Consider the following 18,601-nt stretch of genomic DNA (forward strand, 5'->3'; position numbering starts at 1 on the left):
ACCGGTGCGGTAAGACTTCGACACAAAGGTGCAGCTTCCATGACGATCGACCAGACCGGCGCCCTCGTGCGCCTCGCCGACCGTGCCCCGCAGATCACCGGGGCCGAGATCGCGTCGTCGCTGGTTCCACCGTCGCAGTTCCACAACGCCACGTTCGAGTCGTACCGGCCGGACCACGACTATCCGTCGCAGGCGGAGGCCGTCGGCCTGCTGCGCTCGTTCGCGAAGTCGTGGGAGCCGCAGCGCCCGGCCGGACTGTTCAGCCGCAACCGCAAGAAGGCGGAGGCGAAGCCGGGCGTGTACCTCGACGGCGGGTTCGGCGTCGGCAAGACGCACCTGCTCGCGGCGCTCTGGCACGAGGCGCCCGGCCCCAAATACTTCGGAACGTTCATCGAGTACACCGCCCTGGTCGGAGCGCTCGGCTACGCGGGCGCCGTGAACCTGCTGCGCGGCTCCGCCCTCATCTGCATCGACGAGTTCGAGCTCGACGACCCGGGCGACACCATGATGATGACCAGGATGCTCGGCGAGCTCGTCGCCTCCGGCACCCGGATCGCGGCCACCAGCAACACCCCGCCGAACGCGCTCGGCGAGGGCCGGTTCGCCGCGAGCGACTTCCTCCGCGAGATCCAGTCGTTGTCCGCCAACTTCGAGACCATCCGCATCGACGGCCTCGACTACCGCCGCCGCGACACGGAGGGCAGGGCGGTCACCGTCGAGCGCGAGGAGTACGACAGGATCGCCTCCGCCCTCGCCTCGCGCGGGGAGACAGTCACCAGCGATGACTTCGACGCACTGATCGCGCACCTCGCCACCGTGCACCCGTCGCGGTACATCAAGCTGCTCGACGGCGTGGATGTCATCGGCCTGACGGATGTGCTCATCTTGCACGACCAGATGGCGGCGCTCCGTCTGGTGGCGTTCATCGACCGCGTCTACGACGCCGAGATCCCGATCGTTCAAACGGGCACTCCGCTCAGCGAGGTCTTCGACGAGGAGATGCTCGGCGGCGGCTACCGCAAGAAGTACCTGCGCTCCGTGTCGCGCATGATCGCGCTGACCACCGGGGAACTTCCTCCGCACGACTGAGCAGTGCTCGATGGGGCAGTGCACGACTGATTCGTGGCGGCACGAAACACGATGTTTACACGCATAGTGGATGCGTAACAGACCCGAAACACGAGCATCCCTCCACGGAAACCTCCCGTGATGAAACTGGGCACACCCCGAAACGGTCACCGATCAGCCAGACCGGGGCCCGTGCGCATTCATGAGAGAGGTAGACCAACGTATGTTGCTACACACAGCAGCGGACTACGCACCCGTAGGGACCGTCAACGCCCTGTGGCTGCTCGTCGCCGCCGCCCTTGTTCTGCTGATGACCCCCGGCGTGGCGTTCTTCTACGGAGGAATGGTCCGTGCCAAGAGCGTGATCAGCATGATGATGATGAGCTTCGGCGCGATGGCGATCGTGGGAGTCCTGTGGGTGTTCTACGGGTACGGCCTCGCCTTCGGCAAGCCGCTCATCCCGCACTTCCTGGGAACGCCTGACTGGTTCCTGTCCAGCCTGATGGGCAAGGACGGCCTCACGCCGGACCTGGGCGGCCTCGCCTTCGCCGGCTTCCAGGCCACCTTCGCGATCATCACCGTCGCCCTGATCTCCGGTGCGATCGCCGACCGCGCCAAATTCGGCGCGTGGATGGTGTTCGCCGGCATCTGGGTCACCGTCGTCTACTTCCCCGTCGCGTACTGGGTGTTCAACCTGGCCGACGGCTGGGCGCCCGCCCTCCTGCACGTCAACGACTTCGCGGGTGGCACGGCGGTCCACATCAACGCCGGAGCCGCGGGCCTTGCACTCGCCCTGGTGCTCGGCAAGCGCGTCGGCTTCCAGAAGGGCATGTCGAAGCCGCACAACGTGCCGCTCACGCTCCTCGGCGCAGCCCTGCTGTGGTTCGGCTGGTTCGGCTTCAACGCCGGATCGGAAGCCGCAGTGGACGGCGTGGCTGCTCTCGCCTGGGTCAACACCCTGGCCGCTCCCGCCGCCGCGACGATCGGCTGGCTGATCGTCGAGAAGCTGAAGGACGGCAAGCCGACCTCCATCGGTGCAGCGTCCGGAGCCGTTACGGGCCTGGTCGCCATCACCCCGGCCTGTAACATCCTGACCCCCGGCTTCGCGATCCTCCTCGGCCTCGTCGCCGGTGCGGTCTGCGCCGTCGCCATCGACCTCAAGTTCAAACTCGGGTTCGACGACTCGCTCGACGTGGTCGGCATCCACCTCATCGGTGGGCTCATCGGAACGCTCTGGATCGGCGTCTTCGGCTTCACCCACATCGACGGCGACGCCACGAAGGGCTTCTCCAGCCTCCTCTACGGCGGCAGCCTCACCCAGCTCGGAGCCCAGGCGATCGGCGCGTTCAGCGTGATGATCTACTCCTTCGGACTGGCCTGGATCATCGGCACGGTCATCCAGCGGACGATGGGCTTCCGGATCAAGAACGAGGACGAGCTCGCCGGCGTCGACACGGTGGTGCACGGCGAAGAGGGCTACGCCCTCGAGACGGTCTGACCGGTTCCAGCAGCAACACAGCACGCGAGCGGGGTGTCGCCTTCGGGCGGCGCCCCGCTTCGCGTTCGCGGCAAGTAATGTGTTGATGCCCGGTTCGCGCGACGAGGAGGACGGATGACGCCAGCCACGAGCGAGCAGGTCGACGCGCTCATGCTCCTGGTGGCCGCGACGCTCGTCATGGCGGTCGTCCCCGGGCTCGCGTTCTTCTACGGCGGCATGACGGGAGCGCGCGGCGCAGCGACGGCGCTCCGGGCGGCCATCGTCGGCTCGGCCATCGTGGTCGTCCTCGCCGTGCTCGGCGGCTACGGGATGCTCGCGGGCAGCCCGCTCATCGCCCACGTGATCGGGCGACCGGACTGGGGGCTCTCCGACCTGTTCTCGCCCGGCAGGAGCGGCGCCTCCACGATGTATCCGCTGGCGCGGGCCGGCTATCTGATCGCCGTCTGCGCGGTCGCGGTGACGATCCTCGGAACGGCGGTGGCATCCAGGGTGACGCTGCGAGCCTGGGCGGTGTTCTCGGCGCTCTGGTCGGTGCTCGTGCTGTTCCCGGCCGGCTACGCGGTGTTCGCGCTCAGCGACGGCTGGGCGGTCGCCGGGCTGCACGTGATCGACTTCGGGGGAGCGCTCCCGGTCAGTCTCGCTGCGGGGAGCGGCGCGGCGGGTGTCATCCTCGCCTGCGGCCACCGCGACCATCCGGTGGCGGGCGAGAGACGCCTCCCGCTGGTGGCGATCGGCGGGGCGCTGGTCTGGGTGGGCTGGTTCGGCCTGACCGTCGGCTCGGAGGGCGCACTGGATGCCTTCGCGCCGGTGATCGCGCTGAACACGCTGATGGCCTCCGCGGGCGGCGCACTGATGTGGATCCTGGTCGACAGGGTGCTGCTGCGCCGCCCAACGGTGACCAGCGCCCTCTGCGGGGCCGTCTCCGGCCTCGTCGCGATCACCCCGGCCTCCGGCGTGCTCACGATCGGCTGGTCGCTGCTGCTCGGCGCGCTCGCCGCCGTCGCCTGCGCGAGCATGGTGGACCTGGCCGCCAGGGCGCGGTTCGGCGTCCCGATGACGATCTGCGTCATCCACATCGTCGCGAGCCTGGTCGGGCTGCTCTACATCGGTCTGTTCGCCTCCGGCGACGGAATGGTCGACAGCGGCAACTTCGACCTGTTCGTCTCGCAGGCCATCGCGGGCCTCGGCGTCGCGCTGTACTCGTTCGTGGTGTCGCTGGTGATCGCGATCGCGCTGCGATACACGATCGGGCTCACCCGGCTCCGGTATCGTGCGGACGGTGGCATTCCCGATGAACCTGGTGCGCGCGATCACGAACGCGCTGCGGCCGAAGAAGAACCAGACAGTAGCGACGACGCCCCAGAAGTCGGCCCAGAAGTCGGCGCAGCGGGCGGCCCCGCGGACGGCAGGGGATGAGCCGGGCCGGTCAGGACCGTCCGCGACCGTCGAAGTCGACCCGCGCGCCGTCGGCCGCGTGACCATGTCGTACGCGCCGCGCACCGACGGCGACGCCGACCCCGGCGAGATCGTCTGGACCTGGGTGCCGTACGAGGAGCGGGACGGCAGGGGCAAGGACCGCCCGGTGCTCGTCGTCGCCTCCGAGCGCGCCGGAACGGTCCTCGCCGTGCAGCTCACCAGCCAGGCGCACGACGGTCGCACCGAATACGTGCCGATCGGCACCGGAGCCTGGGATGCGCAGCGCCGACCGAGCTACGTCAACACCGATCGGGTCTTCCGTCTCCACCAGGCGGGGATGCGCAGGGAGGCGACGGCGCTCGACCGGCGTCGCTACGGCGTAGTGCGCGACGCGCTGGCGGCGAGGTACGGGTGGCGGTGAGCCGTCGTCACGCCCCTCTCGCGGCCGTGTAGCTCTCGGCGGCCGCGCGGAGCCGCTTGTGCACGCCGCCGTACGCGACCGCCGACTTCACCGCCCAGATGGGGAGCTTCGCGACCATCGTGTAGTTGGGGTCGCAGACGTTCGCCGCGGGGGACAGGCCGAGCTGGCTGACCAGCTGGTACGCATCCATCGTGTCGAGGCCGGTCAGGTCGCTCGTCCAGTCGACGAGTTCTTTCTGGCTGATCCGGTACGCGTCCTCCAGGGGGCGGGTGGAGCCGGTGGTCATCAGGAAGTCATCGCTCTCCAGGCGCGGCCAGGCGGGGGCTCCGCCCTTGACCAGGTCGACCGCGATCACGGAGTTCATCGCCGATTCGAGCCCGGTCCCGCAGACCTCGCCCTCGCCTTGCCTGGCGTGCCCGTCGCCCAGGGAGAGCATCGCCCCTGCCACGTTCACGGGGAGGTAGAGCGTGGTGCCCGCGCGGACCTCCGGGGTGTCCATGTTGCCGCCGTGGGTGGACGGGGTGACGACGAGGCGCACCTCACCGCTCGCAGGGGCGACGCCGACCGTGCCGTGCATCGGGTCGAGCGGAAGTTCCAGGGTGTAGTCGGAGGCGCGTGCGCGGTAGGTGGCCGTCCACGCCTCCAGATCGATGTCGTAGAACCACACGCGCTCCTCGAGCGCGCCGCTCAGCATCGCCGTCTCGTGGGTCGGCGTGAGAGCGCCGAACAGCGGGAACGTGCTGGAGATCGCGTACGGGCGGGCCGGGACGATCGAGACGAAGTGCACGGCGAGGAGGTCGCCGGGTTCTGCGCCCTCGACCTCGATCGGGCCGGCCACCGGGTTGAGCTCGGAGAACGGGACGACGCGGCTGGGCAGGTCGTCCTGGCTGGTCACCCGTCCGCCGAAGCAGTCCTCCGTGCTGACCTCGACGATGTCGCCTGGCCGGATGCTCAGCCGGGGCTCGACGCCACCGAAGACGTAGGAGAACTCGTCGGGGGTCGGTCTCAGTTCGTGGACGGTCATCGTGCGTTCGCCTCCGTGGTGTCGGTTCCTGGGCCTGTCGAGGTCCCCGCATCCAGTGTGCCCGTTGCGGTCGGGTCGGTCATCCTGCCTCTGCTGCGCAACACGAGCGCCAGCACGATGCCGACGGCGAGCCAGATCACGCCGAGGATCTGCGCCGAGGCGCGCGCGTTGTAGATGACGGCGAGCAGGATCAGCAGGCCGAGGGCAGGAAGCACCAGGTGCACGAACCAGCGCTTGGAGCGCTGCTTGACAATGAACCACCAGATCACGGCGACGTTCAGCAGCACGAACGCTGTCAGCGCACCGAAGTTCACCAGCACGGAGATGGCGCTCAGACCGTCGGGGAGCCAGGTCAGGTAGAGGCCGAGCACCAGCGAGATCCCCGCGACGACGAACGTCGCATTCACCGGAACGCCGTGCTTCGGGTCGATCTTGCTGAGGAACTTCGGAAGCTGACGGTCGCGCGACATGGCGAACAGCAGCCGGGACGTCGCGGCCTGGGCCACCAGCGCGTTCGCGAAGCCCCACGCGATGGCCGTCGCTGCGGCGGTCAGCACGAACATGAACGGGCCGCCCGCCTGAGCAGCAGCCTGGTAGAACGCCGTGCCGGCCGCATCCCCCTTGCTGATCAGCTGATCCGGATGCGGGACGAGCATCGCCGCCACCCACGTCTGCACCACGAAGAGCACGCCGACGAGGAGCAGCGCGAAGATCATCGAGCGACCGAGCGACTTGCTCGTGCCCGAGTTCTCCTCCGCCAGCGTGGAGATGCCGTCGAAGCCGAGGAACGACAGCACCGCGATCGACACGGCGCCGAAGACCAGCGGCCAGGAGAACGTGTGCGGGTTGAAGAACGCCTCGAAGGTGAGCCCGTTGCCCTTGCCCTGCGCGACCGCGACGAAGCCGATCACCAGGAACACCGCGAGCACCAGCAGCTCCAGCACCAGCATCACCTTGTTGACGCGGGCGGTGAACTGGATGCCGAGGTAGTTGATGACGGTGTTGAGCGCCACGAAGACGAGCAGCCAGCCCCACAGCGGCACACCGGGGATCATGCCGTTCATGGCGATGGACGCCGCTAAATACAGCAGGGCGGGGATGAGGATGTAGTCGAGCAGGATCATCCAGCCGGCGATGAAGCCGAGCACCTTGGCGATGCCGCGGCCGACATAGGTGTACACCGAGCCGGACATCGGGAACGCCTGCGCCATCTGGGCGTAGGAGTTCGCCGTGCACATCATCGCGAGCATCCCGACGATGTAGGCGGCGGCGACCATGCCGCCCGACGCCTGGAACACGCTGCCGAAGATGGCGAACGGGGCGATCGGCACCATGAAGATCAGGCCGTAGACGAGCAGATCGGTGAACGTCAGCTTGCGTCGGAGTTCCTGGGTGTAGCCGAACTGCTCGATGCCGCCCTGCTGTTCGCCGTCGGCGCCCGCCGGAGGGGCCGAGTGGGGCGATCCTGATGCTTCTGGGGTGTTCGGAACTGTCACGGGGTGTCCGTTCTTCGGGACGAAGGGGGCTTCGTCAGACCTCGGAAGATATTTCCAGCTGGAAATAATTGGACAGGCTACACCAGAGCGAGATCGTCGACGACCCGCAATTCGGTGCCGTCCGCGAAAGCGAGCTGCGGCGACCGTCTCGTCGCGGAGTGGAGGAGGGCGGCGCCGGCACGCGTCACCGTGGTGCCTCCGGCGAGCATCCCGCTGGTGCACAGGGTCGCGAGGGCGTGCATCCCCTCGTAAGCGCTCTCGGCGTACGCGCCGGGCACGGGCGCCGTGGCTCCGAACCGGGAGGCGTACAGCTCCATCAACCGGTGGTGGCGGTCGTCGTTCTGCAGGACGAACGACGGCAGCGTCGTGAACGCCGAGCTGGACGCGTCCCCACCGGAGGCGACCAGGCTGTTCTCGTCGAACGCCGTGTACAGCCGCACCAGCTGCCGCGTCGCCACCGCAGCGAAGCCACGCTGGAACGTGATGCCGTCCCTCCCGATCAGCGACACCAGGACGGCGTCCGCCCCAGCAGCCTCTGCCTCGCCGACGAGCCGTTGGGTGTCGACGCCCCCGACGGGGACGAGACGGTCCAGGACCACCTCGTGCCCCAGCTCCACCAGGATGCTCGCGGCGGCGTGGTGCATCTGCCTCGGCCACACGTAGTCGTTGCCGATGAGCGCCCACCGCTTCACCCGCCGGTGCGCGCCCAGCCACCTGATCGGCCGGCGCACCTGCTCCGCGGGTCCGACGCCCAAGTAGAACGACGCGTGATCGGAGCGCGGATACTCGTGCGGCGGAGTGAAGACATAGGGGACACGCCTCCGCACGACACGGTCGACCGCCTCCCGGACATCCGACGGGTGTGTCCCGACGAGCCCGCGCACCAGCCCGGTGCCGACCAGCACGTCGACCTCGGCCGCGACCGACGCCGGGTCCCGCCCCGCATCGACGATGACCAGCTCGATGGCCCGGCCGGACGTGGCGCTCACCTCTTCTGCGGCGAGGATCGCGCAGTTCACGATCGACGGCCCGGCAACGCCCATGATCCCGGAGAGCGGCACGAGCAGAGCGACCGTCGTCCGCTCCCGCGCAGGCTCGCGCAGCAGCAGGTCGCTGGTCAGCGCGACGGTGACATCCGAGTTCACAGCACTAGTATGACCGCACAGACGAAGGGGGCCCCCGCCATGCACGACGGTCGCACCGGAACGATCGTGACGCGACACGGCGACGCGACACTCGCCGACGCCATCGTCAAGCTCTCCGACGTCGAGCAGCGGCTGACCAGAGGGCTCGCTGCGGCGCTCGCCGAGTCGCAGGCCACCGTCGAGCAGTGGCGGCTCCTCGAACTGGTGGACGCCCTCGACGCCCCGACCATGGGAGAGCTCGCCGCCGAGTCCGGCCTGCCGGGCTCCTCCCTCAGCAGAACAGTGGATGCGCTGGAAGACGACGCATCCGTGTATCGGCTCGCCGACGCGGCAGACCGGCGCCGCATCACGGTGCGCCTCTCCGACCACGGCGCATCCCGGCTCGACGCCATGCGTGCGATCGTGGCGGCATGGGACGCCAGGATGCGTGCCATCCTGGGCGCGGAGGTCGTCACGCGGCTGACGGCGGCGACGGGAGAGGCGGCCGGGCGGCTGGACGCGGGGGAGACGGGCCGCTGAGTGCGGGTGGATGTGGCCGCGTTCTCGTTCCCGTTCGCGCTCGCGCACGTCTTCGGAAACACGAAAGGCCACGGTCTCCCGTGGCCTGCTGTGGGCGATACCGGACTCGAACCGATGACCTCTTCCGTGTGAAGGAAGCGCGCTACCAACTGCGCCAATCGCCCTGGGGTTTCGCTGCCGTGAACCGGCTGCGAGACTCGATACTAGCCGACGAACGGGGCCCGGCGCACATCCGGAGTGCGACACACCCGGCCGCGTGGCCCGGTTTGGTTTTCCGCGTGGGCATCAGCTAAAGTCATTCAAGTGCCGCAGAGATGCGGAACGAAATGCGGATGTAGCGCAGTTGGTAGCGCATCACCTTGCCAAGGTGAGGGTCGCGAGTTCGAATCTCGTCATCCGCTCGAGTCAGCCCGACCGAAAGGTCGGGCTTCTCACAACGGTGGTGAACCCAAACGGTGGATTGGCCGAGAGGCGAGGCAGCGGCCTGCAAAGCCGTATACACGGGTTCGAATCCCGTATCCACCTCCAACCTGGAAGCATCCAGGCTTGGGCGATTGGCGCAGCGGTAGCGCGCTTCCCTGACACGGAAGAGGTCACTGGTTCGATCCCAGTATCGCCCACCAACACAAACCCCCGGCTTGTTCCGGGGGTTTTGTCATTCCGCCGGGCAAGCGCCCGCAGGCTGGCCAGCGAGATGCCAGGAACTGCGTCGATTCCGCCCGATTTCGGCACAGTTACTGGCATCTCGTGGTTCCAGCACGCGCCAAGACGCCCACCCCGCGCGCACTAAGGTTGAAGGGTTCCGATTCATACGACCCAAGGAGTGGAAAAGGTGGCTGACGGCTTCGAGCTCTTCACCGACCGTTCCGTTGTCGCAATGCGCGTCAACGGCGAGCTGAAAGATCTCGCAACGCAGGTCACGACCACGGACACCGTCGAACCGGTGACCATCGACTCCCCAGACGGGCTGAACATCCTGCGGCATTCCACCGCGCACGTGCTCGCGCAGGCCGTACAGGCGGTCAACCCGGAGGCGAAGCTCGGCATCGGGCCGCCCATCACCGACGGTTTCTACTACGACTTCGACGTCGCAGAGTCCTTCACTCCGGAAGACCTCAAGGCGCTCGACAAGGAGATGTCGCGCATCGTCCGCGCCGGCCAGCGTTTCGTGCGCAGAGTCGTCACGGACGACGAGGCGCGCGCCGAGCTCGCAAACGAGCCGTACAAGCTGGAGCTGATCGGCCTCAAGGGCGGCGTCGTCCACGGCGACACCGCCGCGTTCGACGAGAGCGAGAGCGTCGAGGTCGGCGGGGCAGAGCTCACCATCTACGACAACGTCGACCCGAAGTCGGGGGAGACCGTCTGGAAAGACCTCTGCCGCGGGCCGCACCTGCCCAACACCCGGATGATCGGCAACGGTTGGTCGCTCACCCGAGTCGCCGCCGCATACTGGCGCGGCAACGAGAAGAACAAGCAGCTGCAGCGCGTCTACGGCACCGCCTGGCCGACCAAAGACGAACTGCGCGCATACCAGACCCGCATGGAGGAGGCCGCCAAGCGCGACCACCGCAAGCTCGGCTCGGAGCTCGACCTGTTCAGCTTCCCCGAGGAGATCGGGTCCGGGCTGGCGGTGTTCCACCCCAAGGGCGGCATCATCCGCAACGAGATCGAAAACTTCATGCGTGAGCGTCTCATCGCGAACGACTACGAACTCGTCAACACCCCGCACATCACCAAGGGCCGGCTCTACGAGATCAGCCAGCACCTCAACTGGTACAAAGACGGGATGTTCCCCGCCATGCACCTGGACGAAGAGGTGGATGCGGAGGGCCATGTCACCCGCCAGGGCCAGGACTACTACCTGAAGCCGATGAACTGCCCGATGCACAACCTCATCTACCGGGCGAGGGGCCGCAGCTACCGCGAGCTCCCGCTGCGGCTGGCCGAGTTCGGCACCGTGTACCGCTACGAGAAGAGCGGAACGCTCTCCGGCCTCACCCGCGTGCGCGGGCTCACCCAGGACGACGCGCACATCTACGTCACCGACGAGCAGATCAAGGACGAGGTCGCGCGCCAGCTCGAGTTCGTGCTGGAGACGCTCCGCGGTTACGGTCTCACCGACTTCTACCTGGAGCTCTCCACTAAAGATCCGGACAAGTACGTCGGCTCCGACGAGAGCTGGGAGCAGGCCACGGAGACACTGCGGCAGGTCGCCGTCGAGTCCGGCCTTGAGCTCGTCGCCGACCCGGGAGGGGCCGCGTTCTACGGCCCCAAGATCTCGGTGCAGGCACGGGATGCGATCGGCCGCACCTGGCAGCTGTCCACCGTGCAGCTCGACTTCAACCAACCGGAGCTGTTCGAGCTGGAGTACACCGCGGCCGACGGCACGCGCAAGCAGCCGGCGATGATCCACCGCGCGCTTCTCGGCTCCATCGAGCGGTTCTTCGCGATCCTGCTGGAGCACTACGCCGGGGCGTTCCCGGTGTGGCTGTCGCCGGTCCAGGTCGTCGGCATCCCGGTCGCCGACCAGTTCGGTCCGTTCCTCGACGACGTCATCGGGCGGCTCAAAGCACGCGGCGTTCGCGCCGAGGTCGACCACTCCGACGACCGGATGCAGAAGAAGATCCGTACGCATACCAAGGCCAAGGTGCCGTTCCAGCTGATCGTCGGCGAGGAGGACGCATCGGCTGGGACGGTCAGCTTCCGCTTCCGCGATGGCACGCAGCGCAACGGCGTCACCGTCGACGAGGCGATCGATCGAATCACCTCGGCGATCGCGAAGCACGAGCAGGTCGACACCGCATGGCTCGACTGAGCCTCGACGACTACGCCGACGCCGGGGGCGCGGGTTCCGACCAGGGAACCGCATCCGGAATCGGCGCATCGGGGATGGGCGCATCGGGCGTGAGCGCAGGGGAGGCCGGGGTCCGCATCGACGACCCCGGCTACCTCGTCGGCGTACCCGACGAGTTCCAGCGGCTCTGGACGCCGCACCGGATGGTCTACATCCAGCACGGCCAGCAGCCGGACAAAGACGATTGCCCGTTCTGCGTCGCGCCGAGCATGAGCGACGAAGATGCGCTGATCGTCGCGCGCGGGAAGCACGCGTATGCGCTGCTCAACCTGTTCCCGTACAACAGCGGTCATCTGCTGGTCTGCCCGTACCGCCACATCGCCCAGTACGACGAGGCGACGCCGGAGGAGGTCGCCGAGATCGGCAGCATCACCCAGACGGCGATGCGGGTCATCCGGCAGGTGTCCAAGAACGACGGCTTCAACCTCGGGATGAACCAGGGCGCCATCGCGGGGGCCGGGATCGCCGCCCACCTGCACCAGCACATCGTGCCCCGCTGGGCCCAGGATGCGAACTTCCTCCCGATCATCGCCAAGACGAAAGCGCTCCCGCAGCTCCTCGGTGAGGTGCGGACGGCCATCGCGGACGCCTGGCCGACCGAGTAGCGACCCAGGCGCCGCACGAGGCCCAGACACCAAAAGAGACCCAGACGCCACACGTGAGCCCGCGCCGATCCGGTGCGGGCTCACTCGCGTTCTGCGGCCTCTCAGCGCACGCGGGTGACCGCGAACTGCTCGCGCGGGTGCGCGTAGAACTCCTGCGACTCGACCAGCTGCAGCTCCCGTTCGCCGGATTCGAGCGTGCGGGCCAGCAGGTCGTAGACGCTCGATACGGTCTTGCGGAGCGCGGACTCCGCATCCCGGTCGCGGATGTAGTGCGCCGTGAACAGGGCCGCGGTGACATCGCCGGAACCGTTCGCCTTCATCGGCAGGCGCGGGGTCTGCACGATCCACGCTCCGCTGCCGTCGACGGCGAGCATTTCGATGGTGTCCGCTGGACGGTCCGGTCGTTCGACGCTCGTCACGAGCACCGTGTCCGGACCCATCGCGCGCGCCGCGTCGACCGACGCCAGGGTGGACTCCAGGGTGTCCGGCGTCGTGCCGGTGAGGTAGCCGAGCTCGAACTGGTTCGGCGTGATGATGTCGGCGACCGGCACGACACGGTCGCGCAGCAGGTCAGGGATGGCCGGTGCGACGAAGCAGCCGGAGGTGGCATTGCCCATCACCGGGTCGCAGGCGTATAGCGCATCCGGGTTGGCGGCCTTGACGCGGGCGACGGCGTCGATGATGACGTCGCCGATGCCCTCGCCGCCCTGGTAGCCGGACAGCACGGCGTCGATCTGGCCGAGCACCCCGCGCTCCTCGATGCCGGTGATGACCTCGCGCACGTCGTCCGGCGCGATCATCGGTCCGCGCCACGCGCCGTATCCGGTGTGGTTGGAGAAGTTCACCGTGTAGACGGGGAGCACCTCCACACCGATGCGCTGGAGCGGGAAGACGGCTGCGGAGTTGCCGACGTGGCCGTACGCCACCGCCGACTGGATGGAGAGGATCTTCATCCCTCGATCCTCTCAGATTCCCGTCAGGTGATGCTGTTCACACCGTGCGTGTAGTCGAGGTCCGACGTGATGCGGTTGAGGCCGAGCTTCGACCTGTTCGGCGACCAGACCGGCGAGGACCGTGTTGCTGAAAGTCGCCCCGCCCAGATTGAGGGAGACCTCGACGGTGGTGGCTTCCACGGCGGCCCAGCGGGTGGAACGTGTGACGGCATTCCTGCCGTGGACGATCGCCGGGAGAAGCGCGTTCAAGAGCTGGACGGCTGCCTCGTGCACGAGCTCGTCGATCTGGCTCGGGACGTCGTGGAGACCTTGTCCGATCCCGTCGATCAGGTCTGCCAGGTTCTTGTACGCGAGGTTGGCGTTGTTCGATCCGTAGTCGGACATGCGTCACTTCGCTTTCTGGGTGGGTTGGCTGTAGATCGACGCCCACTGCTTGTCCTGGTCGGCGGCGTTCTGAATGGCGGTGCTGATCCCGGCGAAGAGTTTCTGCACGGTGTCGCTGTGGTCGTCGATGCGCCGGTTCACGGCGGCGACGGCGTCCTCGTCGATGTTGTGGTGCACCTGGAGCCGGTGGGCAGCCACGCAGTTCTCGATGTCCGCCTCGGTGATGTACGGCAGGTCGAACGCGGCGCGTTTGGCCTCGTCGAGGTCGAGCTGCATCTGCGGGATCAGCCCGCTGTTGGTCTCCTTGACCTTGGTCAGCAGTTCGTTCGTTCGGAGGATCGTGGAGGCGAGTGCAGCGGCCGCCACGGTGTCCACCGCCACCAGGACGGCGGACACAGCCCGCCCGACCGACGCGCCGATGGCCGGGTCCTGGAACAGGGTCAGGAGTCCGGTCAGTGCGGCGGCGGGGACAGCGCGCAGGTTTTCCGGCATCCCGCTCAACAGGTTCTCGCTGATCTCCAACGTGGACCTACCAGCGACTCCGGCGCCCCTGATCGAGCCATCGGCGTCGAACTGGAAACCCGTTTCGAGGTTGTGATAGTCCATGGCGGCCAGCCCGGTGTCACCCGCAACATAGACGGCGGCACCGGTGCCGTTCCCGCTGAAGTTGCCGACCACATCCCACTCGTTCACATAGTTGCACAACGGGTTCTCGCCCGCGGCGATCCGCTCCAGCAGCCACGCCTGCGCCTCCGGAGACATCGCCGAAAAGGGATCGGGCGCGTTGAACGTCGTCGCCGACCAGTGCAGTTCACCCGCGACATACAGCGCGAGGTAGCCGCCCAGCGAATGCCCGACCGTGGAGAACGCCGCGTTCGGATGCTGTGCCCGCACCTCCGCCTGCACCTTCTCGGCAAACGCCAGAGCCTGACCGGCCTGCGTCGCAGAGGCGATCTCTCCGCCGATCACAAGCTGCGCATCCGCGCTGATGTCCGCATGGTGACCCGGATTCGTCCCTGCGAACGACACGTACACCTGGGAGAAATCCGGAAGCCCGTCCACCAGCGGCGCTGCCACAATGGCCTGGAGACCCGTCACCGGATCGCTCACCGGGTCGGAAATCACGACGTAGCGCGGATTCTCCTGAGGAAATGTAGTTCCCTTTGTGGAGGGAGGCTGGCGCCAAAGCGGATCTGCGTCATATGGCGCCTTTGCCAGGTGGGCGAAGTCTTCATCCGAGTTCATGGAGTACCTCTGACGTCCCGTCACTGTAAATGAGGGTCACTGCTCCAGGCTTCGCTTCTGGTCCAACGGGTGGCAATGCGTCTCCGCTAGACATGAAGGTCCCGAGGATCCCGTTGTACCTCGTTCCCGCCACAGTGATGACAGCGTTGGCTCCCCACGAACCAGAACCATCAACACTGCCCCTATTGGTGAATGCGATCGCCTCCAGCTCAGGGTTGGGATAGTTCTTCACGAACTTCTCTGCCACTTTTCGCTGATTCGCCAGATTTGCCTGCATCTGTTTCGCCCTCTCAAGTCCGGGCAGCGAGCAACCACTGAGGCCGACACAGACGCCGACGATGATCGCGATGGCGGCGAGTATCGCTCTGCCCCCACGATTAGCTTGCTGCGCCATTTGTGAAACATTACCGTTTCAGTAACAAGAATTACAATGCCTGCGCGGCGACTCACTGTGTTTCGGGGGAAGGTGTTGGGTGCGTGACTGCCGCTTTCGGCCGCGTTGTCGACCATTGACGCCACACCCGCTTCGGGGACGTGTCATCCGTGGCCATTCAGCAAGTCGGACGTGCCGTCACTGTAGATCAGGGTCACTGGACCAGCTTTCGCGTCCGATTCAATCGCAGGCAAGGCATCGCCGATGGACAAGAGGGTCCCGAGGGTCCCGAAGTAATCCGTTCCCGCAACCGTGATGACTGCATTGGCTGCCCATGACCCCGAACCGCTCACGCGGCCCCCGTCGGTGAACGCGATCGTCTCCAACTCGGGATTGGGGTAGTCCTTCACCAGTTTCACTGCGACTTTTCGCTGATTCGCCAGATTTGCCTGCATCTGTTTCGCCTTGACGACCCCGAATAGCGAGCATCCACCGAGGCCGACACAGGCGCCGACGGCGACCACGATTGCGATGAGCAGGGCTCCAACGCGAGTGCTCGCATGGTGCGCCATGGGCGAAACGTTACCGTTTTAGTAACGGAAATGCCAATACAAAATATAAAGGAGAATGGTTCGCTCAGACGGCCGCGTCCGCCAGGTCCCCGACCAGCCGCTCCGTCTCCTCCGCGGTGAGGTCGTGCACCGTCAGCCGAAGGTGGTGCGACGGGCCGGCGCGCTCGGTGAGCTGGAACTCGTCGCCGGTGCGCGCGAGCCAGCCGCGCCGCATCAGGCGTTCGGCGACGAGCTTCGCTTCGACGGGCAGCTCGACCCAGACGTTGAGGCCGTCGTCCGCCGACGCGTGCAGGCCACGTTCGGCGAGGAGCGCGGCGAAAGCCGTGTTGCGATCGGCGTAGTGCCGTCCGGCGTCGGCGATCTGGGCCAGCACGGTGTCGTCGGTGAGCTGTGCGAGCACGAGCCGTTGCAGCAGGTGGCTCACCCAGGTCGTGCCGGGGCTGAGCCGGAGCGAGAGGCGCTCCGCCGTCTCCGGGTCGGTCGCCGCGATGGCCAGGCACATGTCCGGTCCGAGGAACTTGGACACCGAGCGCACGAGCGCGAAGCGACGGTGGCCGGGGCCGATGAGCGTCTCGTATGGCAGTCGGGAGAGCATCGAGAAGTGGTCGTCCTCGATGACCAGCACGTATGGATGCGCGGCGAGCAGTGCGCGCAGCGCCTCCGCCCTGCGTGGTGTGAGTGTCGTCCCCGTCGGATTCTGGGCGCGCGGGGTGCTGATGATCGCCCGGACGCCGGCGTCGAGCGCCGCGCGCAGCCCGTCGACGGTCATCCCCTCGTCGTCGACGGGCACCGGGATCGCCCGGTAGCCGCCGAGCCGCACCGTGTGGATGCTCGCGAGGAAGCACGGGTCTTCGAGCGCGACAGCGTCGTCGCGCAGCAGCGCCTGGGCGAGCAATCGTTCGACCGCGTCGACGGCGCCGCTGGTGACGGTGATCCGGAGGTCGACGCCGGGGAGATCCGCGCCTGCCCAGGCGAGCGCGTGGCGTTCGAGAGCCGGGTCGATCACCGGTTCCCCGTACAGCACCGGCCGGCCGGCCGCCCTGGCCAGCGCCAGGCTCGGGTCCGGGATGCGCTGCGCATCCGGGTTGCCCGTCCCGACGTCGCGGAGGACGGTATCGGCCGCGTAGCCCTCCTGGGCGACGGCCTCGTGTCCTGCCACGACAGTCCCAGCTCTGCCGCGGGCGACCACGACGCCCGCCTGCGCGAGCAGACGGTACGCGGCGACGGCGGTGTTGCGGTTGACGCCGAGGATCGTCGCGAGTTCGCGGACGGGAGGGAGTGCATCCCCTGTCCGCAGTTCGCCGCGCTCGTGCAGGGCGCGCACACTGTCGGCGATCTCCGCCGCCGTCGTGCCTGTGATGATCTGTTCCATGACGTTCCCGAGTTTAGTGAGCCTGAACGCTGGTGCTATCGTTTGGCATAGGTCAAACATTACTTAGTTCCAGACGAGAGGACCACGATGGCTGACACGGACAATGGAGCCGCCACCGGATCGAACCGGGTCAAGCGGGGCCTGGCTGAAATGCTGAAGGGCGGCGTCATCATGGACGTCGTCACCCCCGAGCAGGCGCGCATCGCCGAGGATGCCGGCGCCGTCGCCGTCATGGCGCTCGAGCGCGTCCCCGCCGACATCCGCTCGCAGGGCGGCGTCGCCAGGATGAGCGACCCCGACCTGATCGAGGCGATCATCGCCGAGGTGTCCATCCCGGTCATGGCGAAGGCCCGCATCGGCCACTTCGTCGAGGCGCAGGTGCTGCAGGCTCTCGACGTCGACTACATCGACGAGTCCGAGGTGCTGAGCCCGGCCGACTACGTCAACCACATCGACAAGTGGGGCTTCACCGTCCCCTTCGTCTGCGGCGCGACCAACCTGGGTGAGGCGCTCCGCCGCATCAACGAGGGTGCCGCGATGATCCGCTCGAAGGGCGAGGCCGGAACCGGCGACGTCTCCGAGGCGACCAAGCACATCCGCAAGATCAAGTCGGAGATCGCAGCGCTCAGCTCCATGAGCAGGGACGAACTGTACGTCGCCGCCAAGGAACTGCAGGCGCCGTACGAGCTCGTCGCCGAGATCGCCGAGACCGGAAAGCTTCCCGTCGTGCTCTTCACCGCTGGTGGCGTCGCCACCCCGGCGGACGCAGCGATGATGATGCAGCTCGGCGCGGACGGCGTGTTCGTCGGCTCCGGCATCTTCAAGTCCGGCAACCCGCAGCAGCGCGCCGCCGCGATCGTCAAGGCCACCACCTTCTACGACGACCCCTCTGTCATCGCCGAGGTGTCCCGCGGGCTCGGAGAGGCGATGGTCGGCATCAACGTGTCCGACCTGGCCGCGCCGCACCGCCTCGCCGAGCGTGGCTGGTAGCACGCCTGTCGGCGTCCTGGCCCTGCAGGGCGATTTCCGCGAGCACATCGCGATCCTGCGGGGTCTGGGCGCCGACGCCGTTCCCGTCCGTCGCCCGGCCGAACTGGCCTCGGTCGGCGGGCTGGTCATCCCCGGCGGGGAGTCGAGCGTGATGGACAAGCTGTCCCGCACGTTCGGGCTCGCCGAGCCGTTGAAGGACGCCATCGCGGGCGGCCTACCGGTCTACGGCACCTGTGCCGGGCTGATCATGCTGGCGGACAGGGTGCTCGACGGTATCCGCGACCAGCAGAGCCTCGGCGGCCTGGACGTGTCCGTGCGCCGCAACGCCTTCGGCTCGCAGCTCGACTCGTTCGAGACCGACCTGGACATCCCGGCCATCGGCGGAGAGCCGATGCACGCGGTGTTCATCCGGGCTCCGATCGTGGAGAGCGTGGGGGAGAGGGCGACTCCGCTCGCCACGCTGGCGGACGGCCGGGTCGTCGCCGTCGAGCAGGGCAACCTCCTCGGCACGTCGTTCCACCCGGAGATCACCGGCGACACCCGCTTCCACGCGTACTTCCTGAGCAAGGTCGACGAGCACGCGGTGCGTGCGGCGTGAGCTGATCGTGCTGCGCGGCGACTCCGGGCGAGTTGCAGCCGTAGCGGGCGTCGTGCGGGGACAGGGCG

At 67.6% G+C, this 18,601-nt stretch carries 18 protein-coding genes and 4 tRNA genes; 12 read left to right on the forward strand and 10 right to left on the reverse strand.

Features of this window, described 5'->3' with window-relative positions; genetic code table 11:
• Positions 1 to 39 precede the first annotated feature (39 nt).
• From zapE to AC37TH_RS12610, 4 genes are all read left to right on the forward strand, one after another.
• Entirely contained in the window at positions 40 to 1,089 is a 1,050-nt protein-coding gene (zapE, locus tag AC37TH_RS12595) for a cell division protein ZapE (RefSeq protein ID WP_490764686.1), read from the forward strand.
• Between the two features lie 202 nt (positions 1,090 to 1,291).
• The gene (locus AC37TH_RS12600; RefSeq protein WP_490764687.1) at positions 1,292 to 2,566 is read left to right on the forward strand and encodes an ammonium transporter; all 1,275 of its coding nucleotides are present in this window, start codon (positions 1,292 to 1,294) and stop codon (positions 2,564 to 2,566) included.
• A 114-nt stretch (positions 2,567 to 2,680) separates the two neighbouring features.
• Positions 2,681 to 3,982, forward strand: coding sequence for an ammonium transporter (locus tag AC37TH_RS12605; RefSeq protein WP_490764688.1), 1,302 nt, complete (start codon positions 2,681 to 2,683; stop codon positions 3,980 to 3,982).
• A 64-nt stretch (positions 3,983 to 4,046) separates the two neighbouring features.
• Complete coding sequence (locus AC37TH_RS12610; protein WP_490765111.1) at positions 4,047 to 4,403, forward strand: type II toxin-antitoxin system PemK/MazF family toxin; 357 nt, start codon at positions 4,047 to 4,049, stop codon at positions 4,401 to 4,403.
• Positions 4,404 to 4,410: 7 nt separating this feature from the next.
• Here the strand turns inward: AC37TH_RS12610 and AC37TH_RS12615 are convergent, their stop codons facing one another.
• The 3 genes from AC37TH_RS12615 to AC37TH_RS12625 form a co-directional block, all read right to left on the reverse strand.
• Positions 4,411 to 5,427 carry an acetamidase/formamidase family protein gene (locus AC37TH_RS12615; protein ID WP_490764689.1) on the reverse strand — a complete coding sequence of 339 codons (1,017 nt, stop codon included), beginning with the start codon at positions 5,425 to 5,427 and terminating at the stop codon, positions 4,411 to 4,413.
• Positions 5,424 to 6,923: an APC family permease gene (locus AC37TH_RS12620; RefSeq protein ID WP_490764690.1), complete on the reverse strand. Its 1,500-nt coding sequence runs from the start codon at positions 6,921 to 6,923 to the stop codon at positions 5,424 to 5,426. Before AC37TH_RS12620 ends, AC37TH_RS12615 begins: the two co-directional genes overlap by 4 nt.
• A gap of 77 nt (positions 6,924 to 7,000) precedes the next feature.
• Positions 7,001 to 8,068: an ABC transporter substrate-binding protein gene (locus AC37TH_RS12625; protein ID WP_490764691.1), complete on the reverse strand. Its 1,068-nt coding sequence runs from the start codon at positions 8,066 to 8,068 to the stop codon at positions 7,001 to 7,003.
• A 9-nt stretch (positions 8,069 to 8,077) separates the two neighbouring features.
• Here AC37TH_RS12625 and AC37TH_RS12630 point away from each other — a divergent pair, with 9 nt between their 5' ends.
• Positions 8,078 to 8,587 (forward strand): MarR family winged helix-turn-helix transcriptional regulator, encoded by a 510-nt coding sequence (locus tag AC37TH_RS12630; RefSeq protein ID WP_490764692.1) that lies wholly within the window; start codon positions 8,078 to 8,080, stop codon positions 8,585 to 8,587.
• Between the two features lie 91 nt (positions 8,588 to 8,678).
• Here the strand turns inward: AC37TH_RS12630 and AC37TH_RS12635 are convergent.
• Positions 8,679 to 8,751 (reverse strand) — tRNA-Val (locus AC37TH_RS12635).
• Positions 8,752 to 8,915: 164 nt separating this feature from the next.
• On the opposite strand from AC37TH_RS12635, the gene AC37TH_RS12640 reads away from it, so the two are divergent.
• The 5 genes from AC37TH_RS12640 (at position 8,916) to AC37TH_RS12660 (ending at position 12,046) form a co-directional block, all read left to right on the forward strand.
• A tRNA-Gly gene (locus AC37TH_RS12640) sits at positions 8,916 to 8,988 on the forward strand.
• 53 nt (positions 8,989 to 9,041) lie between these two features.
• Positions 9,042 to 9,115 (forward strand) — tRNA-Cys (locus AC37TH_RS12645).
• 20 nt (positions 9,116 to 9,135) lie between these two features.
• Positions 9,136 to 9,210, forward strand: a tRNA-Val gene (locus AC37TH_RS12650).
• Between the two features lie 209 nt (positions 9,211 to 9,419).
• The gene (gene thrS, locus AC37TH_RS12655) at positions 9,420 to 11,402 is read left to right on the forward strand and encodes a threonine--tRNA ligase (protein ID WP_490764693.1); all 1,983 of its coding nucleotides are present in this window, start codon (positions 9,420 to 9,422) and stop codon (positions 11,400 to 11,402) included.
• Positions 11,390 to 12,046 (forward strand): HIT family protein, encoded by a 657-nt coding sequence (locus tag AC37TH_RS12660; protein WP_490764694.1) that lies wholly within the window; start codon positions 11,390 to 11,392, stop codon positions 12,044 to 12,046. Before thrS ends, AC37TH_RS12660 begins: the two co-directional genes overlap by 13 nt.
• A 101-nt stretch (positions 12,047 to 12,147) precedes the next feature.
• On the opposite strand, the gene pdxY is transcribed toward AC37TH_RS12660, so the two are convergent.
• From pdxY to AC37TH_RS12690, 6 genes are all read right to left on the reverse strand, one after another.
• Positions 12,148 to 12,999 carry a pyridoxal kinase PdxY gene (pdxY, locus tag AC37TH_RS12665; protein WP_490764695.1) on the reverse strand — a complete coding sequence of 284 codons (852 nt, stop codon included), beginning with the start codon at positions 12,997 to 12,999 and terminating at the stop codon, positions 12,148 to 12,150.
• Between the two features lie 12 nt (positions 13,000 to 13,011).
• Positions 13,012 to 13,383 carry a hypothetical protein gene (locus AC37TH_RS12670; protein ID WP_490764696.1) on the reverse strand — a complete coding sequence of 124 codons (372 nt, stop codon included), beginning with the start codon at positions 13,381 to 13,383 and terminating at the stop codon, positions 13,012 to 13,014.
• 3 nt (positions 13,384 to 13,386) lie between these two features.
• On the reverse strand, positions 13,387 to 14,508 hold the full coding sequence (locus AC37TH_RS12675) for a hypothetical protein (protein WP_490764697.1): 1,122 nt from the start codon (positions 14,506 to 14,508) through the stop codon (positions 13,387 to 13,389).
• Between the two features lie 106 nt (positions 14,509 to 14,614).
• Positions 14,615 to 15,022: a hypothetical protein gene (locus AC37TH_RS12680; protein WP_490764698.1), complete on the reverse strand. Its 408-nt coding sequence runs from the start codon at positions 15,020 to 15,022 to the stop codon at positions 14,615 to 14,617.
• Between the two features lie 143 nt (positions 15,023 to 15,165).
• Positions 15,166 to 15,573, reverse strand: coding sequence for a hypothetical protein (locus AC37TH_RS12685; protein ID WP_490764699.1), 408 nt, complete (start codon positions 15,571 to 15,573; stop codon positions 15,166 to 15,168).
• Between the two features lie 64 nt (positions 15,574 to 15,637).
• The gene (locus tag AC37TH_RS12690) at positions 15,638 to 16,945 is read right to left on the reverse strand and encodes an aminotransferase class I/II-fold pyridoxal phosphate-dependent enzyme (RefSeq protein WP_490764700.1); all 1,308 of its coding nucleotides are present in this window, start codon (positions 16,943 to 16,945) and stop codon (positions 15,638 to 15,640) included.
• 87 nt (positions 16,946 to 17,032) lie between these two features.
• On the opposite strand from AC37TH_RS12690, the gene pdxS reads away from it, so the two are divergent.
• Both pdxS and pdxT read left to right on the forward strand, forming a co-directional pair.
• A complete protein-coding gene (gene pdxS, locus AC37TH_RS12695) occupies positions 17,033 to 17,935 on the forward strand; it encodes a pyridoxal 5'-phosphate synthase lyase subunit PdxS (RefSeq protein WP_490764701.1) in 903 nt (300 codons plus the stop codon).
• Positions 17,925 to 18,533: a pyridoxal 5'-phosphate synthase glutaminase subunit PdxT gene (gene pdxT / locus AC37TH_RS12700; protein ID WP_490764702.1), complete on the forward strand. Its 609-nt coding sequence runs from the start codon at positions 17,925 to 17,927 to the stop codon at positions 18,531 to 18,533. Before pdxS ends, pdxT begins: the two co-directional genes overlap by 11 nt.
• The last annotated feature ends 68 nt before the right edge of the window (positions 18,534 to 18,601 follow it).

It is taken from the genome of Leifsonia sp. McL0627, assembly GCF_058244615.1.

Bases quoted from the DNA above. Each gene is read 5' to 3' on its own strand.
- AC37TH_RS12610 (WP_490765111.1), top strand. From the start codon at position 4,047: ATGTCGTACGCGCCGCGCACCGACGGCGACGCCGACCCCGGCGAGATC.
- AC37TH_RS12600 (WP_490764687.1), top strand. From the start codon at position 1,292: ATGTTGCTACACACAGCAGCGGACTACGCACCCGTAGGGACCGTCAAC.
- pdxS (WP_490764701.1), top strand. From the start codon at position 17,033: ATGGCTGACACGGACAATGGAGCCGCCACCGGATCGAACCGGGTCAAG.
- AC37TH_RS12615 (WP_490764689.1), bottom strand. From the start codon at position 5,427: ATGACCGTCCACGAACTGAGACCGACCCCCGACGAGTTCTCCTACGTC.
- AC37TH_RS12660 (WP_490764694.1), top strand. From the start codon at position 11,390: ATGGCTCGACTGAGCCTCGACGACTACGCCGACGCCGGGGGCGCGGGT.
- AC37TH_RS12670 (WP_490764696.1), bottom strand. From the start codon at position 13,383: ATGTCCGACTACGGATCGAACAACGCCAACCTCGCGTACAAGAACCTG.
- zapE (WP_490764686.1), top strand. From the start codon at position 40: ATGACGATCGACCAGACCGGCGCCCTCGTGCGCCTCGCCGACCGTGCC.
- AC37TH_RS12690 (WP_490764700.1), bottom strand. From the start codon at position 16,945: ATGGAACAGATCATCACAGGCACGACGGCGGCGGAGATCGCCGACAGT.
- AC37TH_RS12630 (WP_490764692.1), top strand. From the start codon at position 8,078: ATGACCGCACAGACGAAGGGGGCCCCCGCCATGCACGACGGTCGCACC.
- AC37TH_RS12605 (WP_490764688.1), top strand. From the start codon at position 2,681: ATGACGCCAGCCACGAGCGAGCAGGTCGACGCGCTCATGCTCCTGGTG.
- AC37TH_RS12685 (WP_490764699.1), bottom strand. From the start codon at position 15,573: ATGGCGCACCATGCGAGCACTCGCGTTGGAGCCCTGCTCATCGCAATC.
- pdxY (WP_490764695.1), bottom strand. From the start codon at position 12,999: ATGAAGATCCTCTCCATCCAGTCGGCGGTGGCGTACGGCCACGTCGGC.
- AC37TH_RS12680 (WP_490764698.1), bottom strand. From the start codon at position 15,022: ATGGCGCAGCAAGCTAATCGTGGGGGCAGAGCGATACTCGCCGCCATC.